The following is a 22,184-nucleotide window of genomic DNA, read 5'->3' on the forward strand; positions in this document are numbered from 1 at the left end:
TCGGTCACGACAACGGTTGGCACGACGGGCACACGTAGCACGATCGTTCGGTATCCGGCCCGTCGCCGAGGTGATGACGTTCGACGGGCGTGCCGCAGCGACGGCACGGATGCCCCGCCCTTCCGTAGACCCAGGTCTGCTCGCCGCGACGCCGGTTGCCGGTGGTGACGATTGCGGCGTGCTCTCGATTGGCGTACAGCAACCGCCGGGCGAGCGAGACTAGCTCGGCGAGCCCACGGGTCGCAGCGACCGGCGTACGCGGATCGACGCCGCGTAGGAAGCACACCTCACTGCGGTAGATGTTGCCGATTCCGGCGAGGTTGCGCTGGTCGAGCAGAGCAAGACCGATCGGGCGTTCTCCGTCGGCGCGAAGGTTCGCGACGGCCCGTTCGGCGTCCCAGTCCTGTCCCAACAGGTCGGGTCCGAGATGGCCGACCAGCGTCGACTCGGCCGTACGCGGCACCACATCGAGCGCGCCCAGTGCGAAACCGACTGCCTGATGCTGTGCATTGAGCAGGACGACACGTGCCTGGTGGGCGGGACGCCGCCACCGCTGGCCGGGGCGATACACCTGCCAGACACCCTCCATCTTCAGGTGACTGTGCACTGTCACCGACCCGATTCGGATCAGTAGATGTTTGCCTCGGCTGACGACCTCGTCGACGTTGCGTCCGCTCAGATCGAGCGTGGCATGTGCCGGCACCCTGAAGTCGGTCGCGGTCAGGATCCGTCCGGACAGTGCCAGGTCGAGGGTGCGCGCGGTACGCCACACGGCATCGCCTTCGGGCACGGTCTCGACTCCTTCCGACCGTCGAATTCGGACCCTTTGTCTAGACCTGACCCCCCCTCCGTGCATGATATGCGTGCACGCGGCCAGTCCGGGTCGCATGTTTTCCATCAGGGAGGGAAACCCAGATGATCACCAAGAAGATGGTCGCGGCCACTGCCGTTGCGGCCGGCCTCACGGCCACCGCCGGCGCGTCGTATGCGGCGAACGATGGATCGGATGCGGAGCAGGCCGCAACGGCGAAGACGCAGAGTGCGGTCGTCAAGGCCGACCGGGCGAAGACCGCGGCGGCTGCCAAGACCTCGGCTGAGGCGAAGCGCAAGTGCGTGAGCGTCAAGAAGATGAAGCGCATCCGCGTGTTCATGCCGTACAAGAAGGTCATGAAGATCCTGCCCAAGGCCACCAGGAAGAGCCAGTCGGGCGGCCTGCGGTTCAGGTACTTCAACGCCTGCACGTCGTCGCTCAACACGGACTTCGATGTGGTCTTCAAGAAGCGCAAGGGTAAGTGGACGACTTACGACGTGAGCGTGTTCTGGAGCTGAACCGACAAACGTCGATGCGGCTGTGGGGCGTCAGCCCCGCAGCCGCATTCCTTTTGGCGTCGGATGGAAGCCCGCCGCATCGAGCGGCTCGGCGAGAAGACTCTGCATCGGCCGCTCGCCGTCCACCCGCTCGATGCTGAGGCCGCCGAGCGATCCGCCGGCGACCGCATCCGCAAGGGCACGCACGGCGTCATCGATGCCCTCAGGGGAGAAGGTCAGCACGGTACGCCCGCCGCGTTCGAGATAGAGCACGAGTCGCCCGTCGACCAACACGACGGTTGCGCCCGCCTTACGGCCCGGCCGGTGACCTGCGTCGGCCGAATTGCGTTCGGGCCACGGCAGCGCCGCGCCGAACGGATTCGCCGGATCGGTGGCCGCAAGTACGAGGGCCTCGGTTCGTCCGGCGTCGGTCGGCTCGCGGATGAAGGTGCGAAGCCGGTCGATGGAGCCCGAGGTGCCGAACTGCGCGGCGCCGAGCGAGTCCACGAAGTAGCCGCGTCGGCAGCGGCCGCTCTCCTCGAATGCGCTGAGCACCTTGTAGATGCCGCCGAAGCCACCCGGCGTGCGTTCGGCCATGACCGAGCCGCGGGTCACAACGCCGTAGCGTTCGAGCAGCAGCTCCGCGGCCGCGTGTGAGCGCAGCGTCGGGTCATTTTCGTGTTTGGGGAGCAGCGACCATCGCCCGGCCGCCGTCGGCGGGCCGGTTCGGCTGGGCATTCGTGGCCGGCCGATACCTCCGCGACGAGCCGTGCGGGTGCGCGGAGCGCGCGCGGCCGATCGATGTGAGGTCCGCCCGCCGGATAACAGCGTGCGTAACGGCGCCAGCGTGTCGTTGGTGATGCGCCCGGACCAGACCAGACTCCACAGCGCGTCGTGCAGCTCGTCGTCGGCGACGACCTCGCCGAGGGCTGCCGCAACGCTGTCGGACAGCCCGCGGAAGAAGTACGCCCCGCCGCCCGTGAGCGAATCGAGGACTGCCGATTCGACAGCCGTGAGCTCGTCATCGGCCGGCGGAGGCAGCGTCAGCGGCGCCGAGTCGGCGAGGTGCAGGCAGACCCAGCCGTCGTTGCCGGGTATCGACCCCGCGCCCGACCAGATCACCTCGCCGGAGGCCATCAGCTCGTCGAGCATCGCGGGAGAGTAGTCGCCGACCCGCGATGCGAGCACCAACGGCTCGAGCGCCGATGCGGGCACTGGGGAGCCCGCCAGCTGGTCGACCACCGAGGCGACGCCGTCGACGCCGCGCAGCCGGCCGCCGACGTGCTGCCACACCGGCAGGAACCGGGCAAGGGTGTCGGTCGAGACGGGCTCGACCTCCTTGCGCAGCGCTGCCAGTGAGCGACGGCGGATGCGGCGGAGGACCTCGGCGTCGCACCACTCGGAACCCCTCGCATGCGGGCGGAACTCACCCTCGACGACCCGTGCCGACGGTTCCGCGCGGCCGCCGGGTGGCGCCGTGACCGTGGCGAGCCGGCGCAGCGTGTCGAGTACGACGGCCTCGCCGATGCCCAGTGCGGAGGCCGCGTCGTGCGCGGCGAACGGCCCGTGCGTACGGGCGTACCGGCCGATGAGGTCGCCGAGCGGATCCTCGACCGGCTCGACGAACGCCTCGGGTGTGCCGACGGGGATCGGTACGCCGAGTGCATCGCGCAGCCGCGCGGCATCCTCGATGGCGGCGAAGCGGGGCGTGCCGCCGAGGTTCACCGCAAGGGCGCGGCGCCGATCGACGAGCTCGCTCAGCGCCTCGTCGACGTCGACGCCGGACGCACACCGGTCGCGGATCTCGTCGGGAGACAACGGACCGAGCAGCCGGAGCAGATCGGCGATGCCCTCGAGGTCACGGGCACGCCGGTCGGGTGCGAGCCGTTGCAGCTCGGATTCGACCTGGTCGATCACGTCGGCGTCGAGGAGCTCGCGTAGCTCGGCACGGCCCAACAGCTCCGACAGCAGCCGGGAGTCGAGTGCGAGCGCGGCGGCCCGTCGCTCGGCGAGCGGGCTGTCGCCTTCGTACACGAACGTGCCCATGAAGCCGAACAACAGGGCGCGCGCGAACGGCGACGGTTGTGCAGTGGTGGTCTCGTTGACCTGGATGGTGCGCGCGTCGATGCTGCTCATCAGGGTGTGCAGTGCGGGTACGTCGTAGACGTCCTGAAGGCATTCGCGTACGGCCTCCAGCACGATCGGGAAGCTCGGGTACTTGTGCGCGACCTCCAGTAGCTGCGCCGAACGCTGACGCTGCTGCCATAACGGCGACCGGCGGCCGGGGTCTCTGCGCGGCAACAACAGGGCTCGTGCGGCGCATTCGCGGAACCTGGCCGCGAACAGCGCCGATCCACCGATCTCGGCCGTGACGATCGACTCGATCTCGTCGGGTTCGAAGGTGAACAGCTCCGCGCCCGGCGGCTCCGCATCGGTCTCCGGTAGTCGCACGATGATGCCGTCGTCACCGGCGACGACCGCGCCGTCGAGGTCGTACTGCTCGCGGATCCGCGCACCGATCGCGAGCGCCCATGGTGCGTGCACCTGCATGCCGTACGGCGAGTGGAGTACGACCCGCCAGTCTCCGAGCTCATCGCGGAAGCGCTCGACCAACAGCTGACGGTCATGGGGTACGCGCCCGGTCGCGGTCTGCTGCTCGCCGACGAGCGAGGTGAGGTTGGCGATCGCCCAGTCGTCGAGGCCCGCCTCGCGGCAACGCTCGAGCGCAGCGCCGGAGTCGCGGGAGGCGAGTGCCCGCAGGAACCCGCCGACCGCCCGACCGAGCTCGACCGGTCGGCCGATCGCATCGCCCTTCCAGAACGGGAGGCGCCCGGGCTGGCCGAACGCCGGTGAGACGAGGACCCGGTCGTGGGTGATGTCTTCGATTCGCCAGCTGGTGGTGCCGAGCGCGAAGACATCGCCGACGCGCGACTCGTAGACCATCTCCTCGTCGAGCTCGCCGACGCGTGCCCCGCGGGACCCGGCCTCGGCGCCGGCGAGGAACACGCCGTAGAGCCCGCGGTCAGGAATGGTGCCGCCCGAGGTCACTGCTAGACGCTGGGCTCCCGGACGGCCGGTCAGCTCGCCGGTGACGCGATCCCAGACGATGCGCGGGCGCAGCTCGGCGAACTCGTCGGACGGGTAGCGCCCGGCAAGCAGGTCGAGGGTCGCGTCGTACGCCGACCGCGGGAGGGACGAGAAGGCGGCGCTGCGGCGAACGCAGTCGTACCAGTCGTCGACGTCGATCGCTTCGAGAGCGCAGGCCGAGACGGTGTGTTGGGCGAGTACGTCGAGCGGGTTGGACGGTATCGCGAGTTGCTCGATATCGCCGGCACGCATCCGCTCCGCGACGACGGTCGCGGAGACCAGATCGGTGCGGTGAGTCGGGAACACCACGCCGCGCGAGGTCTCACCGACCTGATGACCGGCGCGCCCGACTCGTTGCAGGCCGCTGGCGACCGACGGCGGGGACTCGACCTGGACGACGAGGTCGACAGCACCCATGTCGATACCGAGCTCGAGGCTGCTGGTCGCGATGACACAGGGGAGTCGGCCGCTCTTCAGATCGTCTTCGATCGCTGCGCGCTGCTCCTTGCTGACCGACCCGTGATGCGCTCGTGCCAGAAGTCCGGGGACGCCTTCGCTCGCGCCGCTCTGCGCCATGATCTGTGCGGGGGGAGGACTCGGGCCGGTCTGCGGCTCGCCGCTGCGCTCGGCGTGGATCTCGTTGATCCGTGCGGTCAATCGCTCGGCGGTGCGGCGTGAGTTGGCGAAGACGATCGTCGACGTATGTGCCGTGATCAGGTCGACGACCCGCTCCTCGATATGCGGCCAGATCGAGGGGCGAGTCGGCGCCTCCTGCGGGCCGGCATCGGTCGACGGCGACGTCAGCTCGGTCATGTCTTCGACCGGCACCGTGACAGACAGGTCGAAACGCTTGTCGGAGGATGGCGCCACGACGCGCACCGGTGCGGCACCGCCGAGGAACCTCGCGACCTCGTCGTGCGGTTGGACGGTTGCGGACAGGCCGATGCGTTGGGCGGGGTGCCGGAGCATGCCGTCGAGGCGCTCCAGCGACAGCGCCAGGTGCGATCCGCGTTTGGTGCCGGCGATTGCGTGGATCTCATCGACGATGACGCAGTCGACAGAACGCAATGACTCGCGGGCCGAGGAGGTGAGCATCAAGAACAGCGACTCGGGCGTCGTGATCAGGATGTCGGGCGGGTGCTGGCTCAGTCGGCGACGCTCGGCAGGCGGTGTGTCGCCGGAGCGTACGCCCGCGCGGACCTCCGGAGCCTCGACCCCGAGCCGCCGTGCGGTCTGTGCGATGCCGACGAGCGGCGCCCGCAGGTTGCGCTCGACGTCGACCGCAAGCGCCTTGAGCGGTGAGATGTACAGCACTCGCGTACCCGAATCGGCGTGATCGCCCTGCACACCGAGCCGGTCGAGTGCCCAGAGGAACGCCGCGAGGGTCTTGCCCGAGCCGGTCGGCGCGACGACGAGGGCGTGCGCACCCTCGGAGATCGCCTCCCAAGCGCCGATCTGCGCCGGAGTGGCCGACGGGAACGAACCCGAGAACCAGGCACGGGTGGGCTCGGTGAAGCGTTCGAGTACGTCGGCCATGCCCCTATTTTGACGGACGGCACCGACAACGGCTTGCGCCGCACAGAGTTCGGTGCGTTGTCGACGGTGTGGAGGGAGACACCAGCGACAACGCACCGAAGTGTTGGGTCAGCGGCCTACGGCAGCGACTCCACCCGCCAAGTCGCTCCCGCGTCGTCGGAGCGCGCGAGCGCGCCGCCGGTCGTCGTCGCGTAGCCGGTGCCGTCGGAGTCGAACCGGATCGAGGTGTAGCCGACCTTGTCGCCCCAGACCTTGTCGCCGGAGAAGGGCACGGTGGCCTCGGCCGTGACGCCGTTGGTGTCGAAGACGTAGAGCATCTTGCCGGACGAGACTATCGCGGTGCGCGAATCGATCCCGCCGAGTGCGGTGAGCTGCGGGGAGACTTCGAGCCTGCTGGACTTCCACGAAGCGCCGCCGTCGGTGCTCCACGACACCGTGCCGAGTCCGTTGGCGCGGCGACAGCCGAGCCAAACAGTGCCGTCGGCGGTGGAGCTCTCCACGGGCCGTGCGCACGGTGCGGGCGAGCGTACCCAGCGACTGCCATCGTGCCGGACGAATGCACTCTTGTCGGTGCCGTTGGTCGCCACGAATGCGACCTCGTCGTCGACTGCCATCGGCGTGGTGATCGTCTCGTCGGCTCGTACCGGTGCTGCCGCGGTGACCCAGTCGTCCTTGTGCTCCTCGGAGGAGGCGACGACCGCTCGACCGTCGGGCCGTGAACCGAAGGCCCAGACACGACCGCCCGCGGCCTGGACGTCATTGACGCTCATCGAGCCGGGCAGGCGGACGGCCTGCCAGGTCTCGCCGGCGTCGTGACTCGCGTAAAAAGCGTCGGTCCACGTCCATGAGTTCGACTCATCGTCGCCGACTTGGATGCCAGGGCGGGTCGCCGTCGATGCCGTGGCCCGCACCGTCACCGGCTTCAGCAGCCGCTCCGTCGTCGGTGCGACCCGGAAGTTGCCGGCAGACTCCGGAGCGCCGGTCACCAGGCAGGGGCCGTCGGAGCAGGAGCCCTGACCGATCAGGCTGAGATCACCCTGATCGCTCAGCGCGATATCGGACACGGCGAGGTCGGTCGCCTTGGTCGCCGAGCCGGCCGCGAGCGTTGCGCGCTCGGCGGTCGCCTTGCCCTTGCGGCGAGGGCTCTCGATAGCGGCACTGCCCTTCTTGTGGAGCTCGGTGCTGTGCAGTGGCTGCTTGTGGTGGGACTTGACCGATGCGGGTCCGTCGGCGACGTTGCTCTCCTGGTCGAACGTGGGTACGACCACGAAGGCGGTTGTCGCCACGGCCGCAACGCCGACGACCGCACCACCGATGCGCCGCCGGCGTACACGGCGACGGGCGCCGGTCTCGACCCGCGACAGCACGGCGTCGGCGTCAGCGTGGGGAGAGGGCACCTCTCGGAGGACCCGGCGAAGCCGCTCTTCGTACTCTGTGTCGTCGTGCTCAGTCATCGTCTCCACCTCGCCTTCGGGCAGACACATCTGCGAACGTCGGAATCAGTGCTCGCAACTTGGTGATCGCCTTCGACGCCTGGCTCTTCACGGTGCCGACGGAGCAGCCGAGGATGGCGGCGACCTCGGCCTCGGTCTTGTCCTCGTAGTAGCGCAGCGCGATCACCGCACGCTGGCGGGGTGGGAGAGTCAGCAGTGCTTCCCAGAGCTCGCGGTCGCGATGGCGGTCTGTGTAGCCGTCGTCGGGAAGCGTGTCGGTGATGCGCTCGCGGCGCAGGCGGCGCCAGATGCTGATGTTGCGGTTGACCATGACCCGGCGGACATAGCCTTCCGGGTCATCGCGTGACTCGACGCGAGACCAATGCATGATGGTGCGTTCGAGCGCATCTTGTACGAGGTCGGCTGCCGCCTCCTCGCTACCGGTCAGGACTCGTCCGAAACGGAGCAGGTCGGGTAGCCGTGCGCGTACGAATGCGTCGAACGTGGCGTCCACATCCGACACCGTCGCCCCCATTTCCTGATCTTTCGAACCAGGATGCCACAACGACTCCAGGCCGACGCGCTGTGGCGCACCGGCGTGGGGGGCAGCCATCGTCGTCGCGATGGTCATCGGGGGAACCTCACGCACGCTAGGACGTGTCACTGCCGACGATGGTTGCCCCTCGGCGGGCGCGAACCACGCAGCGTGACCGATTTCTCATGACGCGCCGAGCCGACCCGCCGAGGCGGGCTCAGCGGGCGAGCTCGTCGGCGAAGATCTGCTCGAGACCGGGCAGTGTGTCGGCATTGATTCCGATCGTTCGGCCGCAGTCGGCCACGACCGTGCGGAACAGCGCCGCGCTGTCGACGATGCCGGGGGCGATGTGGCCGAACACCTCGAGCGCGACGATGCCGAACAGGCGCGTCCACGCCTGGAGGAAGACCCACTGCACGCCCGGAGGTATCTCCGACTCTGCGGGTGTGGCGTCCGCTGGGACGAACGGGTTCATCGGGTCGTCGAGAACGGTTGCGAGCTCGCCGACCTCGGCTTCGTCGGGTAGGTCGAACGGCCGTCGCTGCCAGATCTCGACGAACAGGTCGGCGAAGAACCGGCGAAAGCGGTCTCCGGCGACTGCGCAGGCGTTCTGGTCGGGTTCGTCGGCATCGGTGATCTGGTTGACGAAGCACAGCACGAACTCGTCGCGATGACGCAACGCCCACTGCCGGTACGAGACCGCGGCCGCGATGATCTGTGCTTCCGGTGCCGTCGAGTGGCGGTCGGCGGCACCTCGGAGCACGCCGACGATCTCGTCATAGATCGATGCGGCGACGGTGAGCGTGAGGCCCTCGAGGCTCGAGACGTACCGGTAGAGCGCCGGTGCGGTCATACCCATCTCGTGGGCGATCGCGCGCAGGGAGAGGCCACCGGGCTCGGAGAGCTGGCCGCGAGCGGTACGCACGATCTCGTCCATCGTCGCCTGCCGTTGGCGCTCTCGGCGGCTGCTGCCCGCTTCGGTGGTCTGCCTCGTGCTCGGCACGCAATCTCCTTGACAACTTGGGTCGACGACGTCGATAGTAAACACCGTAAACGGTAAACACCTATAACGCTAGTGACAATGCATCACAGGGGGTACACATGTTAACTCGGTGGGGCGGCTTCATCGCCCGACGCGCCCGCGCCGTGCTGATCGTCGGCGTGCTCGTCGTCGCTGCCGCTGCTGCGTACGGAGGCGGTGTCTTCGACCAGCTCGGACAAGGGGGCTACAGCTACGACGACGCCGAGAGTACGAAGGCCGCACAGACCGTCGAGCGCGACTTCCAGGGTGGCGAGACCGACGTCGCCGTCATCTACTCCAGCGACTCGATGCAGGTACGTGACGCGGGCTTTCGTACCGCCGTCGAAGACGTCGTCTCCAGCCTTCCCGACGACGCGGTCGAGGCCGTCACGACCTGGTACGACACCGGGGCTCCCGGCATGATCGCCGACGACGGCCACTCCACCCTGATGACGATCTCGCTCAACGGCACCGACGACGACGCCCTGATGAGCGCGTACGAGGAGATCGAGCCCGACCTCGAAGCGACCGGCCTCGACACCCAGATCGCGGGGCAGATGGCGGTCTACGGCGATGTGAACGACACCGTCTCGGAGGACATCGAACGGGCAGAGCTGCTGTCGATGCCGCTCGTCCTGCTGCTGAGCCTGGTCATCTTCGGCAGCGTCGTCGCAGCGCTCCTGCCGGTCGGTGTCGGCGCGATCGCCGTCGTCGGCAGCTTCGGCGTCGTACGCCTGCTCACCGAGATCACCGATGTGTCGGTCTTCGCGATCAACATCATCACGCTTCTCGGCCTCGGCCTCGCGATCGACTACGCGCTGTTCATCGTGAGTCGCTTCCGAGAGGAGCGGGACAGTCGGGGGGACGACCGCGATGCCGTCAACGCAGCCGTCGCGGCAACGGTCGCGACGGCCGGGCGCACGGTGATGTTCTCCGGGTTGACGGTTGCGGCGGCGATGTCGTCGCTGCTCGTCTTCCCGCAGGGCTTCCTGCGCTCGATGGCGTACGGCGGCATCGCGGCCGTTCTGGTGGCGATGGTCGCATCGCTCACCTTGCTGCCGGCGGTTCTTGCCGTGCTCGGGCGCAGGGTCGAGGTCGGTGCGATGCCGTGGCGCCGCAAGCGCACCGCGGCGCTGACCGGCAGCCATGGCTGGGCCCGGTTCGCACGCGCGGTCATGAGGCGTCCGGTGGTCAGCATCGTCGTGGTGGGTGCCATCCTCGTCGGCCTCGCGCTGCCGTTCCTGCGCGCCGATTTCGGCAGCGTCGACGAGCGGGTGCTACCGACCGACGCACCCGCGCGGGTCGCGACCGAGGCGATGGAGAGCGGCTTCGACGTTCCGGTGTCGACCGCGTCGGTCGTCCTCACCGGGGCCGGAGACGCACAGGCGCAGGCGTACGCGAACGACCTCGCCGACGTCGACGGAGTCGATCAGGTACGCCCGGTCGAGACGGCCCAGACGGGTGGGTCGAGCGCCACTCTGCTCGAGGCATCGTGGGACTCCGACAGCCAGACGGGGAGGTCGCAGCAGATCGTGCGCGACCTGCGCGAGGTGCCGACGCCGGGTGACTCGACGGCGTTGGTCGGGGGTGAGAGTGCCCAGACGGTCGATCTACTCGACTCGCTGTCCGACCGGCTGCCTTGGATGGCTGCGATCGTCATCGGTGTGATGTTCGTACTGCTGTTCCTGGCATTCGGGTCCATTGTGCTACCGCTCAAGGCCGTCATCGTGAACACGTTGTCGATCGGAGCCTCCTTCGGTGTCGTGACGTGGATCTTCCAGGACGGTCACCTGTCCGGCCTGCTCGGTTTCGAGTCGCCCGGCTACCTGGATGCGACCCAGCCGATCCTGATGCTGGCGATCCTGTTCGGGCTGTCGATGGACTACGAGGTGTTCCTGTTGTCTCGCGTCCGCGAGCAGTGGGACGCAACCGGCGACAACACCGCGGCCGTCGCGGGCGGTGTGCAGCGCACCGGGCGCATCATCACCTGCGCTGCGCTTTTGCTCGCCGTGGTGATCGGTGCGTTCTCGACCTCGGGAATCCTGTTCATGAAGATGATCGGCGTCGGCATGCTGGTCGCGCTGCTCCTCGATGCGACCGTCGTACGTCTCGTGCTCGTGCCGGCGGCGATGAAGGTGATGAACCGCGCCAACTGGTGGGCGCCCGGGCCGATGCGCCGTTGGTGGCAGCGGTACGGCATCCGGGAGGCACCGGACAAGCCTGAGGCGACCGACGAACGAGAGCCCGCAGCGGTCGGCTGAGGCGCGACCAGCACTGCCGGGTACGCAAGTGTGTGTGTACCCGGCAGTGCATCGGTGCCCGTCAGGGCAGGTAGTACGTCGGGTTGGGCAGCTTGACCGAGCGGTCGGCGTACCCGCCCTTGAGATCGGAGAACTGGTCGCCGAAGTTGGCGATGATCCGATAGCCCTGTTTCTCGACGTGGGCCCGGGTCTGTGACTTGTACTCGATCGTGGTGCATTTGTCGGCGGCACAGTCGACGTAGTCGGGCTGGTCGGCCGCGTCGACCCACTTCGTGTAGTAGTTGTCTGCGCTGAAGCCGGTGTAGCCGACCTTCTCGAGGTTGCCGAGCGTTGCCTTCTCCTGCTCGGAGTTGCGCCCGGTCAGACCGACGATCGTGCAACCCGCGTCATCGGCGGCATTGACGAGGTCGACCATGCCCGGTGTCGCCGGGAACCGTTCGTCCTGCACCCAGACGTCTTGCAGGTCGGGGTCGAAGTTGAACCCCATCGCGGCGTCTTCCATGTCGTACGTCCACAGCGTCGTGTCGTCGGCGTCGAGCACGATCGCGGGCTGCTCGCCGTGGCGGTCCAGCCGCTCACAGGTGCGTTCGAGGCGAGGTGCCCACCGCGCCGCGAGCCGCTCGGTCTCGGAGATGTACGCCGAGGAGCCTTTGTCGGCGATGCCGTCGGTGGCCTTGTAGTACGTGCGAATCGTCGATTTCACCGAGTCGATGTTCGGTATCGCCTCGCCGCTCTGTGACAGGCCGCTCGAACCATCTGGCCGCATCGTGAAGTGTCGGCGCGGGCGCAGCTGCGGTTCGTGTCGCCCAGGGAGGTTCGGGCTCGGGAGGTAGTACGTCGGATTGGGCAGCTTGAGCACCTTGTCCGCGTACCCGCCCTGGAGATCCGACCACTGATCGCCGACATTGAGCACGATGTCGTAGCCGAGGTCCTTCTCGATGTGCTTGCGCGTACCGGCCTTGTACTCGACTGTCGTGCACTTGTCGGTCGCACAGTCGACGTAGTCGGGCTGATCGGCGGGATCGACCCATTTGGTGAAGAAGTTGTCGGCGTCGAACGGCGTGTATCCGACCTTGTCGAGGTTGCCGAGCGTGGCCTCCTCCTGGTTAGCGTTGCGTCCGGTGAGTCCGAACACGGCGTACCCCATGTCCTTTGCGTCATTGACGAAATCGACCATGCCCGGTGTCGCCGGGAACCGCTCGTCCTGCACCCAGACGTCTTGCAGGTCCGGGTCGAAGTTGAACCCCATCGCAGCGACCTCCATGTCATAGGTCATCAGCGTGGTGTCGTCGGCGTCGAAGACGAGCGCCGGCTTCTCGTGGTGCCGGATCGCACGCCGGTACGCATGGCGAAGATAGCGTTGCTCGGCGCGCTGGATCCGGTGCAGCTCGGAGATGTACGGCGACGCGGTCATGTTGGCCGTGCCGTCGCCCTGATCTCCGTAGTACGCGGCAATGGTGTCCTTCACGGAGTCGATGTTCGGAATGCCCTCGCCGTCGGCTCTGCGGCCGCTGGAACCGTCGGGGCTCATCGTGAAGTGGGTACGGGGCTCGAGGCGTGGGTGATCGCCGTGCTGGTCGCCCTGCTGGCCGCGGGGTTCTCCCGACGCGCCGGGTGATGCGAGCAGCATCGCCGCTGCGAGGGTCGCGGCGATGGCACCCGCGAGTGGCTTGCCTGGTCCGGACAGAGTCATAGGTGGGTCCTTAGTTTTAGCGTGCAACCGTCTGAACGTACGCCTCCGGCGGGACCTTGGGAAGGGCATCCCGTCGAAGGCGGTCGGACCCCGGCGTCATACTTGCCGCGTGAGGCACAGTGAGTTCTGGGACCGGATGTACGACCACCTCGGTGAGGGGTACGCGCGGGTGTGGGCAGACGACCAGGTCCTGCGCGAGCTCGACGGTCGTACCGTCGAGCAGGCACTCGCGTCGGGAGAGTCGCCCAAGACCGTGTGGCGCGCGGTCTGGTCAGCGCTGGAGCTGCCCGCCTCCGAACGATGACGGCGCTCTCCGATGCCGAGGTGGCATCGGTACAACGCCGTACGATCGGCACGCTGATCGGCAGCCAGGCACTCGGCGGGATCGGGGTCTCCACCGGAATCGCGGTGACCGCACTGCTGGCCGAGGACATCCTCGGCTCAGCAGATCTCGCGGGTCTCGCGCAGACCGCACAGGTGCTCGGCTCGGCTGCCGCCTCGTACCTCGTCGCTCGGATCACGGTGGCACGCGGCCGCCGGCCGGGCCTGACAACCGGTTACGTCGTCGGCGCTCTGGGGGCGGTTCTCTGCCTGGTCGCAGGAATTGTCGAGTCGTTCGGCGTACTCCTGGTCGGATCGACGCTGCTCGGCGCAGCGACGGCGGCGAACTCCCAGGCCAGGTTCGCCGCCACCGATCTCGCCGACCCGGCACACCGGGCACGAGCACTCTCGATCGTCGTCTGGGCCACGACGATCGGTGCAGTCGCGGGTCCGAACCTCGTCGGCCCTGCCGGTGACCTCGCCGAGCTCCTCTCACTGCCCCGACTGACCGGCGCGTACCTCATCGGTGCAACGGGCATCGGGCTCGGTGTCGTGTTCGTCAGCGTGCGAATGCGTCCCGACCCGCTGTTGGTCGCCCGCGACCTGGAGCAGGCATCCGGCGGCACGGTGCCTGTGCGTCGGCGTGCGATCGAGGCAGTACGCGAGCATCCGCGCGCATTGGCCGGCATCATCGCCATCGCGGCGGCGCACGCGACGATGGTCAGCGTCATGGTGATGACCCCGCTGCACATGGGCCACGGTGGCTCGGAGCTCGAGGTGATCGGCTTCGTGATCAGCGTGCACATCCTCGGCATGTACGCCTTCTCGCCGATCGTCGGTTGGTTGAGCGATGCCATCGGTCCGCGGCAGGTGCTCTTGGCTGGTGCGGCGCTGTTGTTCGGCGCAGTCGCGCTCGCCGGCACCGCGCACGAGGGTTGGTCGCTCGGGTTGACCGCAGGGCTGTTCCTGCTCGGTCTCGGCTGGTCGTTCGCGCTGGTTGCGGGTTCGGCGGTCGTCACGGCGGCAGTGCCGCTCACGGACCGGCCGGCCGTTCAGGGCTTCTCCGATATGACGATGGGCATCGCCGCCGGTGTCGGCGGCGCGGTCGCGGGCGTTGTCGTCGGAGCCTGGGGCTTCGCCACCCTCAACGCTTGCGCGGCGGTCATCGTGTGCGTCGTCGTGGCGGCCGCTCTCGCCGTACCGCGGAGCGAGCAGACACGCGTGTGACGAGGATCCTTTGAACGAGTGCGGTATCGCCTCGTAGGATCACGCGGGTGTCCACAGCAGTCCTGATCCGCGAGCGCGTAGGGCGCCGGGTGCCGGCATGGGCCTCGGAGTTCGCCGGCTTCGGTGCCGTCGGCGCCGTGGGGTACGCCACGGACCTGGTGGTGTTCAACCTACTGTGCTACCTCGGAGACCCGGGACTCCTCGCCGACCGGCCGGTCACTGCGAAGCTGATCTCGTCCGGAGTGGGACTCCTGGTCACCTACCTCGGCAACCGCCACTGGACGTGGCGCTGTCGGCCCAGCACCTGTCGCCATCGCGAGGTGATGCTGTTCGTACTGTTCAACCTGATCGGGTTGGCCATCGCGCTCGGCTGCCTCGGCGTCTCGCATCACGTGCTCGGGTTCACCTCGCCCCTCGCCGACAACATCGCGGCGAACATCGTGGGCGTCTCGCTCGGCGGACTGTTCCGCTTCTGGACGTACCGCACGTACGTCTTCCAGCCGGTCCCTGCTGCGGCGTGAACCACACCACGTCCTGAGCCTGACGTTCGCGCGCGACACGCTCGCGAGTCGGCGCTCGAACGTCCGGCCCACGGCGGGGGCGTCGGGAGCCTACAGTTGACTGCACTCAACCAGCCGCTGCTCGGAGGACGCGATGGCCCAGGCCAGCTCGATCAGGCGTCGTATCCGCCTGATCGGCGTGCTGGCTTCGGAATGGCGCCCGACCTGGCCACGGATTCGCGCCATGATCCGGTACGTCCTCACGTCGTACCTCGCGCTCGGTGTGGCTCTGTGGCTGCTGCCCGGTGTGCAGTCCTCGGACGTCGGTGCGGTCGCGCTGCTCGCCATCGTGGTCATCATCGTCGGCGCCGTGCTGCGTACGCTGCTACTCGCGATGACGATCGTCCTCGGATCGTTCGGATTACTGCTTGCCGGCGTCGTCATCCAAATGGTGATTCTCGGCATCGCTCTCTCGATCACGCCGGGGCTGGAGTCCGACAGCACGGCCGATGTCGTTCTCGCGGCATGGATCGCAACGGCGGCCGGCGCGATGATCAACTGGCTGTTCGACGCCGGCAGCGATGATGCGTTCCTCGCCCAGGTGCTCGGCCGCGCCATCCGGCTCTCCGCCGTCAACGGCGAGCGATCCGGCCGTCCGGGGTTGCTGATCATCCAGCTCGACGGTGTCAGCGCACCGCTGCTGCGTCAGGCGGTCACCGGCGGCACGATGCCGAACGTCTCGCGCTGGCTGCGATCCGGAAGCCACGAGCTCCGCGACTGGCACACCGGGCTGCCCGCGACGACACCCGCGGGACAAGCCGTGCTGTTGCACGGCGACACCCAGCACATCCCGTCGTTTCGCTGGTACGACAAGGAAACCGGCAAGATCCTCGTCGCGAACCGGCCGGGAGACGCCGCAGAGATCGAGAAGCGGATCTCCGACGGCCGAGGGCTGTTGGCCGATGACGGAGTCAGCGTCTCCAACCTGTTCTCCGGTGATGCTCCGACCCGGCTGCTCACGATGAGCGATGCCCGGCTCCCGTCGGCCAAGCACGGCGTTGCGGCGTACGCGGTCGCCCGCAGCGGACTCGCGCGGTCGCTTGTCGTGTTCGCGGGCGAGGTCATCACCGAGTGGTATCAGGGTCGTCGCCAGCGGCTTCGCGATGTGCAACCGCGGGTACGCCGGGGAGGGGTCTTCGTACTGCTGCGCGGCGTGACCACGGTGATCCTGCGGGATCTCAACGTGTCGATCGTCGCGGAGCAGATGGCGCATGGCGCTCCGACGATCTACGTCGACTTCGTCGACTACGACGAGGTCGCGCACCACGCGGGCCCGAGCCGACCCGAGGCCGTGCGTACCCTCGACGGTCTCGACCACGTGATCGGATTGTTCGAGCGGATCGCGCACGAGGTCGACCGTCGCTACGAGATCGTGCTGGTGTCCGACCACGGTCAGGCGCAGGGTGCGACGTTCCGACAGATGTCCGGGGCCACACTCGACGAGACCGTTGCGACGCTGGTCGCCTCGGCGTCGAGCGACGCTCGCGAGCACACGCCCGCAGAGCCATGGGGACCCGCTAACGTACTGCTCACGGGTGCGGCCAGATCGGACGACATCGTCGGTGGGGCGACCCGCGGGCTGATGCGTACGAAGGTCGAACCCACGCACGCTCCCGGTGACGTGCAGGTCGATCTCGGTCGTACGAAGCAACCGCAGGCGACGCGCGAATCACCCGACGTGGTCGTCGTGGTCTCGGGAAGTCTTTCGCATTTGTACCTCGCCGATGTGCCCGGCCGGGTCGACCGCGTCGATATCGAGAGACGGCATCCCGCGCTCATCGAGGGCCTCGCTCGACATCCGTACGTCGGCGCGGTCATCGTCCGAGACGGTGATGATCTCGTCGTGCTCGGCTCCGACGGTTGGCGGGTGCTTGTCGATGGCGCCACCATCGGTGGTGAAGGCGTGGATCCGCTTGCCGTGTATGGGGATCGCGCTGCCGGGGATCTGCTGGCGCTCGACCAGCGTGCGCACGTCGGCGACCTGGTGTTGCTCGGCCGGCACGACCCGAGCCTTGGCGATGTCGCGGCGTTCGAGGAGCTGGTCGGCTCGCATGGGGGCCTTGGCGGCGACCAGACCTCAGCCCTGCTGATCCATCCCACCGAGATGCGCGTACCGGAAGGCGATCTGAGTGGCCGCGATGTCTTCGAGGCCCTGCGGGCACGGCAGCGTACGCTCGGGCTGCGCGACGACGAGACGGAGGACTCGAGCAGATGAACATCTCCGTCTCGCTCACCTGGTGGGGACATGCGACCACGACGATCGAGATGGGCGGCGTACGGGTGCTGACCGATCCCGTCCTCACCAGACGCCTCGGCCACCTGAGTCGCATCCGCTCGACCACTCCGACCGGGCAAGCGCGAGAGGCCGATGTGGTCGTCATCTCGCATCTGCACGGTGACCACCTCCATCTACCGTCGATGAAGCTCATCTCCCCGGCGGCGCAAGTCATCGGCCCCCGCGGCACACGTGCGGTCCTCGGCGCCTCCCGAATGCGCGTACGCGAAGTGGAGCCCGGCGACGTCGTGGAGTATGAAGGACTCCGGATCAGAGCCGTGCCCGCCGCCCACGACCCGCGCCGGCACCAGCGGTCGCGCATCAGCGGGCCAGCGCTCGGCTTCGTCCTCGAGCGGGACGGCTGCCGGGTGTGGTTCGCCGGTGACACCGCATTGTTCGACGAGATGGCCGAGCTCGCTCCGGTCGACCTGGCGGTGGTGCCGATCGGCGGATGGGGACCGACCCTTGAGCCCGAGAAGCACATGAACCCCGATCACGCCGCCAAGGCCGTTCGTCTCGTCGGCGCCCGGTACGCCGTGCCGATGCACTACGGCACGTTCTGGCCGACCGGACTGCGGCACGTGCATCGGCCGAGCTTTCGCCGCCTGTTCGTTGAACCTGGCGAGCGATTCCGCGCCGCGATGACGGAGACCGACGCGCAGGCGCGCGTACTGCAGGTGGGCGAGACGACACGTTGGCCGGCGACGTGAGTGACGCGACCACCTTGACGTTCGGTTACCTCGTCGGGATGTTCGCGGTCGTGGCGTTCGGCTCGTTCATCCCGGTGCTGCCGACGGGAGCGGCCGTGAGCGTTGCCGCCGTCCTGGCGGAGCACAACGTCGCGGAGCTCGTCCTCGTCGTCGCGGTCGGCGCGCTGGCCGCGTACCTCGGCGACCTCGCCACCTTCGCCGTGTTGTCGCGCGCGGGTGCGTCGCTGGCGCAGCGGATCGGCTGGCTCAGCCGGGAGCGGCCCGCCGAGCGTCTGACTCAGATGCGTACCCAGGTGGAGCAGAACGAGGTGGCGGCGCTGATGCTCTCGCGGCTGTTACCGGCCGGACGGATACCGGTTCTGCTCGCCGCTGCGATCGGCGGCTACTCGTGGCGAAGGTATGTCACGGCCGACGTCGGCGCGGTGATTCTCTGGTCGAGTGTGTACGCCGCGATCGGCGTCGCCGGAGGGTCGATCTTCCCGCATCCGTGGGAGGCAGTCGTCGCAGCGATGGTGGGCGTGATTGCGTTCAGCCTGCTCGCCCGGTTGGTTCGGCGGTTCATGGTGCGCCTGTGAGGAAGCGTCACTGGACTGTCACGAGCACAGCGCACGCAGGGAGCCGCTACCTGGCAGGCTCGTGAGTATGGACAGTGCCTCTGCTGATCTCGCCGTCATCGGCGGCTCCGGGTTCTACACCTTCCTCGACGACCCGACGGAGGTCGCCGTCGACACGCCATACGGGCCACCGTCGGCACCTGTCGCGGTCGGCGCGATAGGCGACCGTGGTGTCGCGTTCCTGCCTCGGCACGGGCGTCGGCACGAGTTCCCGGCGCATCAGGTCAACTACCGGGCCAACCTGTGGGCGCTGCGCAGTCTCGGCGTACGCCAGGTGCTGGCGCCCTGCGCGGTCGGCAGTCTGCGGGCCGACCTGGTGCCTGGCGCGCTCGTTGTGCCCGATCAGCTCGTCGACCGTACGACCGGGCGAACCCAGACGTACTACGACCAGGGCGCATGTCATATCGGCTTCGCCGATCCGTACTGCTCGCGTCTCCGCGCGGCGATGCTGTCCGCTCTCGACGCCGTCGACGGAGGGACGATGGTCGTGATCGACGGCCCGCGGTTCTCGACCCGAGCGGAGTCGCAGTGGTACGCCGCGCAGGGTTGGTCGCTGGTGAACATGACGGGGCATCCCGAAGCAGTCTTGGCTCGCGAGCTCGCACTCTGCTACGCCAGCGTCGCGCTCGTCACCGACCTCGATGCGGGTATCGACGCGGAGCAAGCGGTCAGTCAGGCCGACGTCATGGCTGTGTTCGCCGCGCACCTTGACGCGCTGCGTACGGACCTGCGTACCGTCGCGGGAACTGTGCCGCAGGAGCGCGAATGTACCTGCGCATCGTCGCTCGACGGCTTGGACCTGCCGATGGAACTGCCATGAGGGTCTTGGTCACCGGGGCGGCCGGCTTCATCGGTGCGCGTACGGCCGACGCACTCGCCGCAGCGGGTCACGAGGTGATCGGGATGGACGCGCTCATACCCGAGGCGCATGGTCAGGAGGCGGTAGCCCCGCCTGACGTCCGCTTCGGTGATGTACGCGACGGCGCGTTGCTCGACTCGCTGCTCGGCGGCGTCGACGCGGTGTGCCACCAGGCCGCGATGGTCGGCAACGGAGTCGACGCGCAGGACTTCCCGCTGTACGCCGCGCACAACGATCTCGGTACGGCCGAACTGCTCGCGGCGATGGCGCGCAACGGCGTCGACCGACTCGTGCTCGCCTCGTCGATGGTCGTGTACGGCGACGGCGCCTATACCTGCGAGTACGACGGCAGCGTCCGACCGGCGCCGCGATCCGTCGAAGACCTCGCTGCGGGTTCGTTCGATCCGCGCTGTTCGGTTTGCGGCGGGCCCGCACGGTGGCGGCCGGTCGACGAGTCGGCGCCGATCCGCCCGCGTACGAGTTACGCGGCGTCGAAGGTCGCGCAGGAGAACCTCGCCGACGCTTGGTGCACCATGCAGTCCGCGCGGTGCATCGCGTTGCGCTACCACAATGTGTACGGCCCGGGCATGCCGGCGGATACGCCGTACTCCGGTGTTGCCGCGATCTTCCGGTCGGCCCTGGAACGCGGCGAGGCGCCGAGGGTGTTCGAGGACGGCAAGCAGCTACGGGACTTCGTACACGTCGACGACATTGCGCGAGCCAATGTCGCCGCGCTTGCGGCGCTCGACTCGCACGGTACGCGGGTGACGCCCTACAACGTTTGCTCAGGCACGCCGTTCACGATCGGCGAGATGGCGGAGGTGCTCGTGCGCGCAGCCGGGGGAGCGGTGCCGATCGTCACGGGTGAAGCGCGGCAGTTCGACGTACGTCATGTGGTGGCATCGCCGGACCGCGCGCGTACCGGTCTCGGGTTCGAGGCGCGCGTACGTCCGGAGACGGGCCTGGCCGAGCTCGCTTCCGCCCGGCTGCGCACTCGGTGACCCAGGCGGTAGGAGAGTTGAGGTGTCGCGGTGCGGGCGAGGTGTCACGCCGCCGGGAGCCGCACCGTGAAGCGACACCCGGGGCCGTGATTCGCGACCTCGATGGTGCCGCCGTGGGCGTCCACCAGGCCGCGGGCGATGGTGAGTCCGAGTCCTGCGCCGACCGGCTCGGCGCCGTTGGAGTCCGTACCGCGGGCGGTGCTCCCGCGGTACGCGAGGTCGAAGACCTGCGCGAGCTCCGATTCGGGTATCCCTCCGCATTCGTCATCGACGCGTACGAACACCGCTCCGGACTCCGTAGCGACCGATAGGGTCACGGTTCCTCCGGTTGGTGTGTGGCGAATCGCGTTGCCCAGTAGGTTCCTGAGCACTCGCACGAGCTCCGGCTCTCCGCCGAGGACGACTGCGTCGGCCTCCTCCACGAGTACGCGCACGCCCGCGGCGTCCGCGCTGGGAGCCGCCGACGTCGCCGCTTCTCGTACGACCGACCGCATCGGCAGCGGCTCGCGATCGACGGCGAACGCGCCGGCATGGATACGTGACAGCTCGAAGAGGTCGTCGACCATGCCCGACAACCGGCCGGTCTCGCGTCGGATCCGGCGCGCGTACTCGCGCACGTCATCCGGGTCGTGCACAACACCGTCGTCGAGCGCTTCGGTCATCGCGATCACTCCGGCGAGCGGTGTGCGCAGGTCGTGGCTGAGCCACACCAGCAGTTCGCGCCGCGACCGCTCGGCGGCGCGTTCGCGCTCGGCCGCCTCGTGTTCCCAAACGCTTTGCCGGGCAAGGGACCTGCCGAACAGGATCGCGGCCGGTACACAGATCAGGGTCACGACGATCCAGACCAGGATGCTCTGGCGCAGCTGGGCGGTGAACATGAAGCCGCTGGTCACGACGACGCCGGCGATGATCGCCAGGAGAGGCACCATCGTGACGACACTCATGGACAGCGCGAGTGTTCGCGAACGCAGCGTGCGTACGACGACGGCGCCCAGCAGCGTGACCGTCACCGAGCATGCGAGCGCGAGAAGTACCGCCTGCAGGTCCGCGGAGCTCATCTCGTCGTCCGCTCGTACCGATAGCCGACGCCGTAGACCGTAGCGATTCGATCGGGCGATGCCGGATCGCGTTCTATCTTGTGGCGTAGGCGTTTGACGTGCACCGTGACAGTGGAGTGGTCGCCGAACGACCACCCCCAGACCTTGTCCAGCAGGTCCGACCGGCTGTACGCATGGCCGGCGTTCGAGAGCAGGAACGACAACAGATCGAACTCGCGTACCGTCAGATGCAGCGGCTCGTCGCGCAGCGTGGCGGTACGCGCCGCACGGTCGAGGCACAGATCGCCGTCGACGAGCGGTGTGTCGTCGGCGACGTCGACGGAAGCGCGGCGCAGTACGGACCGGATCCGGAGCACGAGCTCCTTGGGACTGAACGGCTTCGTCACGTAGTCGTCTGCACCGAGTTCGAGCCCGGTGATGCGGTCGTCGACCTCACCGAGCGCGGTGAGCATCACGATCGGCACGTACGGGTCCGGCTGTCCGCGGATCGCCTTGCACACAGTCAGACCGTCGAGCTCGGGAAGCATCAGGTCGAGGACCACGAGGTCGGGGGAGTGCTCCTGGGCTGCGCGCAGCCCTTCGCGCCCGTCGTGTGCGAGCAGCACGTCGTACCCGTCGTGCTCGAGATATCGGCGTACGACGTCGCGTACGGACTCGTCGTCCTCGACGACCAGGACTCTCATGT

The 22,184-nt window shown here is 68.2% G+C and carries 18 protein-coding genes; 10 read left to right on the forward strand and 8 right to left on the reverse strand.

Translation table 11 applies throughout. The features are described 5' to 3' along the window. Nucleotides 1–4: 4 nt before the first annotated feature. Nucleotides 5–790, reverse strand: a complete 786-nt coding sequence (locus MU582_08485; GenBank protein UPK76658.1) for an Fpg/Nei family DNA glycosylase — start codon at nt 788–790, stop codon at nt 5–7. 125 nt (nt 791–915) lie between these two features. On the opposite strand from MU582_08485, the gene MU582_08490 reads away from it, so the two are divergent. Further along, on the forward strand, nt 916–1,329 hold the full coding sequence (locus MU582_08490) for a hypothetical protein (protein ID UPK76659.1): 414 nt from the start codon (nt 916–918) through the stop codon (nt 1,327–1,329). A gap of 30 nt (nt 1,330–1,359) precedes the next feature. On the opposite strand, the gene MU582_08495 is transcribed toward MU582_08490, so the two are convergent. The 4 genes from MU582_08495 to MU582_08510 form a co-directional block, all read right to left on the reverse strand. Next, nucleotides 1,360–5,931, reverse strand: coding sequence for an ATP-dependent helicase (locus tag MU582_08495; protein UPK76660.1), 4,572 nt, complete (start codon nt 5,929–5,931; stop codon nt 1,360–1,362). A gap of 116 nt (nt 5,932–6,047) precedes the next feature. Further along, nucleotides 6,048–7,385: a glycoside hydrolase gene (locus MU582_08500; protein UPK76661.1), complete on the reverse strand. Its 1,338-nt coding sequence runs from the start codon at nt 7,383–7,385 to the stop codon at nt 6,048–6,050. Next, nucleotides 7,378–7,995: a SigE family RNA polymerase sigma factor gene (locus MU582_08505; GenBank protein UPK76662.1), complete on the reverse strand. Its 618-nt coding sequence runs from the start codon at nt 7,993–7,995 to the stop codon at nt 7,378–7,380. Before MU582_08505 ends, MU582_08500 begins: the two co-directional genes overlap by 8 nt. Before the next feature lie 121 nt (nt 7,996–8,116). Next, nucleotides 8,117–8,902: a TetR/AcrR family transcriptional regulator gene (locus tag MU582_08510; protein UPK76663.1), complete on the reverse strand. Its 786-nt coding sequence runs from the start codon at nt 8,900–8,902 to the stop codon at nt 8,117–8,119. A gap of 98 nt (nt 8,903–9,000) precedes the next feature. Here MU582_08510 and MU582_08515 point away from each other — a divergent pair, with 98 nt between their 5' ends. Next, the gene (locus tag MU582_08515) at nt 9,001–11,181 is read left to right on the forward strand and encodes an MMPL family transporter (GenBank protein UPK76664.1); all 2,181 of its coding nucleotides are present in this window, start codon (nt 9,001–9,003) and stop codon (nt 11,179–11,181) included. A gap of 61 nt (nt 11,182–11,242) precedes the next feature. On the opposite strand, the gene MU582_08520 is transcribed toward MU582_08515, so the two are convergent. After that, nucleotides 11,243–12,874, reverse strand: coding sequence for a hypothetical protein (locus MU582_08520; protein UPK76665.1), 1,632 nt, complete (start codon nt 12,872–12,874; stop codon nt 11,243–11,245). Between the two features lie 109 nt (nt 12,875–12,983). On the opposite strand from MU582_08520, the gene MU582_08525 reads away from it, so the two are divergent. The 8 genes from MU582_08525 to MU582_08560 all read left to right on the forward strand — a co-directional run bounded on the left by MU582_08525 (nt 12,984) and on the right by MU582_08560 (nt 20,441). After that, complete coding sequence (locus tag MU582_08525) at nt 12,984–13,178, forward strand: DUF3046 domain-containing protein (protein UPK76666.1); 195 nt, start codon at nt 12,984–12,986, stop codon at nt 13,176–13,178. Continuing rightward, a complete protein-coding gene (locus tag MU582_08530) occupies nt 13,175–14,422 on the forward strand; it encodes an MFS transporter (protein UPK76667.1) in 1,248 nt (415 codons plus the stop codon). The genes MU582_08525 and MU582_08530 overlap by 4 nt, the downstream gene beginning before the upstream one ends. Nucleotides 14,423–14,469: 47 nt before the next feature. Further along, nucleotides 14,470–14,943: a GtrA family protein gene (locus MU582_08535; protein ID UPK76668.1), complete on the forward strand. Its 474-nt coding sequence runs from the start codon at nt 14,470–14,472 to the stop codon at nt 14,941–14,943. A gap of 223 nt (nt 14,944–15,166) precedes the next feature. Further along, nucleotides 15,167–17,197 carry an alkaline phosphatase family protein gene (locus MU582_08540; protein UPK76669.1) on the forward strand — a complete coding sequence of 677 codons (2,031 nt, stop codon included), beginning with the start codon at nt 15,167–15,169 and terminating at the stop codon, nt 17,195–17,197. Beyond that, nucleotides 17,194–17,967 carry an MBL fold metallo-hydrolase gene (locus tag MU582_08545; GenBank protein ID UPK76670.1) on the forward strand — a complete coding sequence of 258 codons (774 nt, stop codon included), beginning with the start codon at nt 17,194–17,196 and terminating at the stop codon, nt 17,965–17,967. Before MU582_08540 ends, MU582_08545 begins: the two co-directional genes overlap by 4 nt. Continuing rightward, nucleotides 17,964–18,542: a VTT domain-containing protein gene (locus MU582_08550; protein UPK76671.1), complete on the forward strand. Its 579-nt coding sequence runs from the start codon at nt 17,964–17,966 to the stop codon at nt 18,540–18,542. Before MU582_08545 ends, MU582_08550 begins: the two co-directional genes overlap by 4 nt. A 67-nt stretch (nt 18,543–18,609) precedes the next feature. Then, nucleotides 18,610–19,401, forward strand: coding sequence for an S-methyl-5'-thioadenosine phosphorylase (locus tag MU582_08555; GenBank protein UPK76672.1), 792 nt, complete (start codon nt 18,610–18,612; stop codon nt 19,399–19,401). Further along, nucleotides 19,398–20,441, forward strand: coding sequence for an NAD-dependent epimerase/dehydratase family protein (locus MU582_08560; protein UPK76673.1), 1,044 nt, complete (start codon nt 19,398–19,400; stop codon nt 20,439–20,441). Before MU582_08555 ends, MU582_08560 begins: the two co-directional genes overlap by 4 nt. Before the next feature lie 44 nt (nt 20,442–20,485). On the opposite strand, the gene MU582_08565 is transcribed toward MU582_08560, so the two are convergent. Further along, nucleotides 20,486–21,499, reverse strand: coding sequence for a HAMP domain-containing histidine kinase (locus MU582_08565; protein ID UPK76674.1), 1,014 nt, complete (start codon nt 21,497–21,499; stop codon nt 20,486–20,488). Then, on the reverse strand, nt 21,496–22,182 hold the full coding sequence (locus tag MU582_08570; GenBank protein UPK76675.1) for a response regulator transcription factor: 687 nt from the start codon (nt 22,180–22,182) through the stop codon (nt 21,496–21,498). The genes MU582_08565 and MU582_08570 overlap by 4 nt, the downstream gene beginning before the upstream one ends. Nucleotides 22,183–22,184: the final 2 nt, after the last annotated feature.

Source organism: Nocardioidaceae bacterium SCSIO 66511, assembly GCA_023100825.1.
Taxonomy (GTDB): domain Bacteria; phylum Actinomycetota; class Actinomycetes; order Propionibacteriales; family Nocardioidaceae; genus Solicola.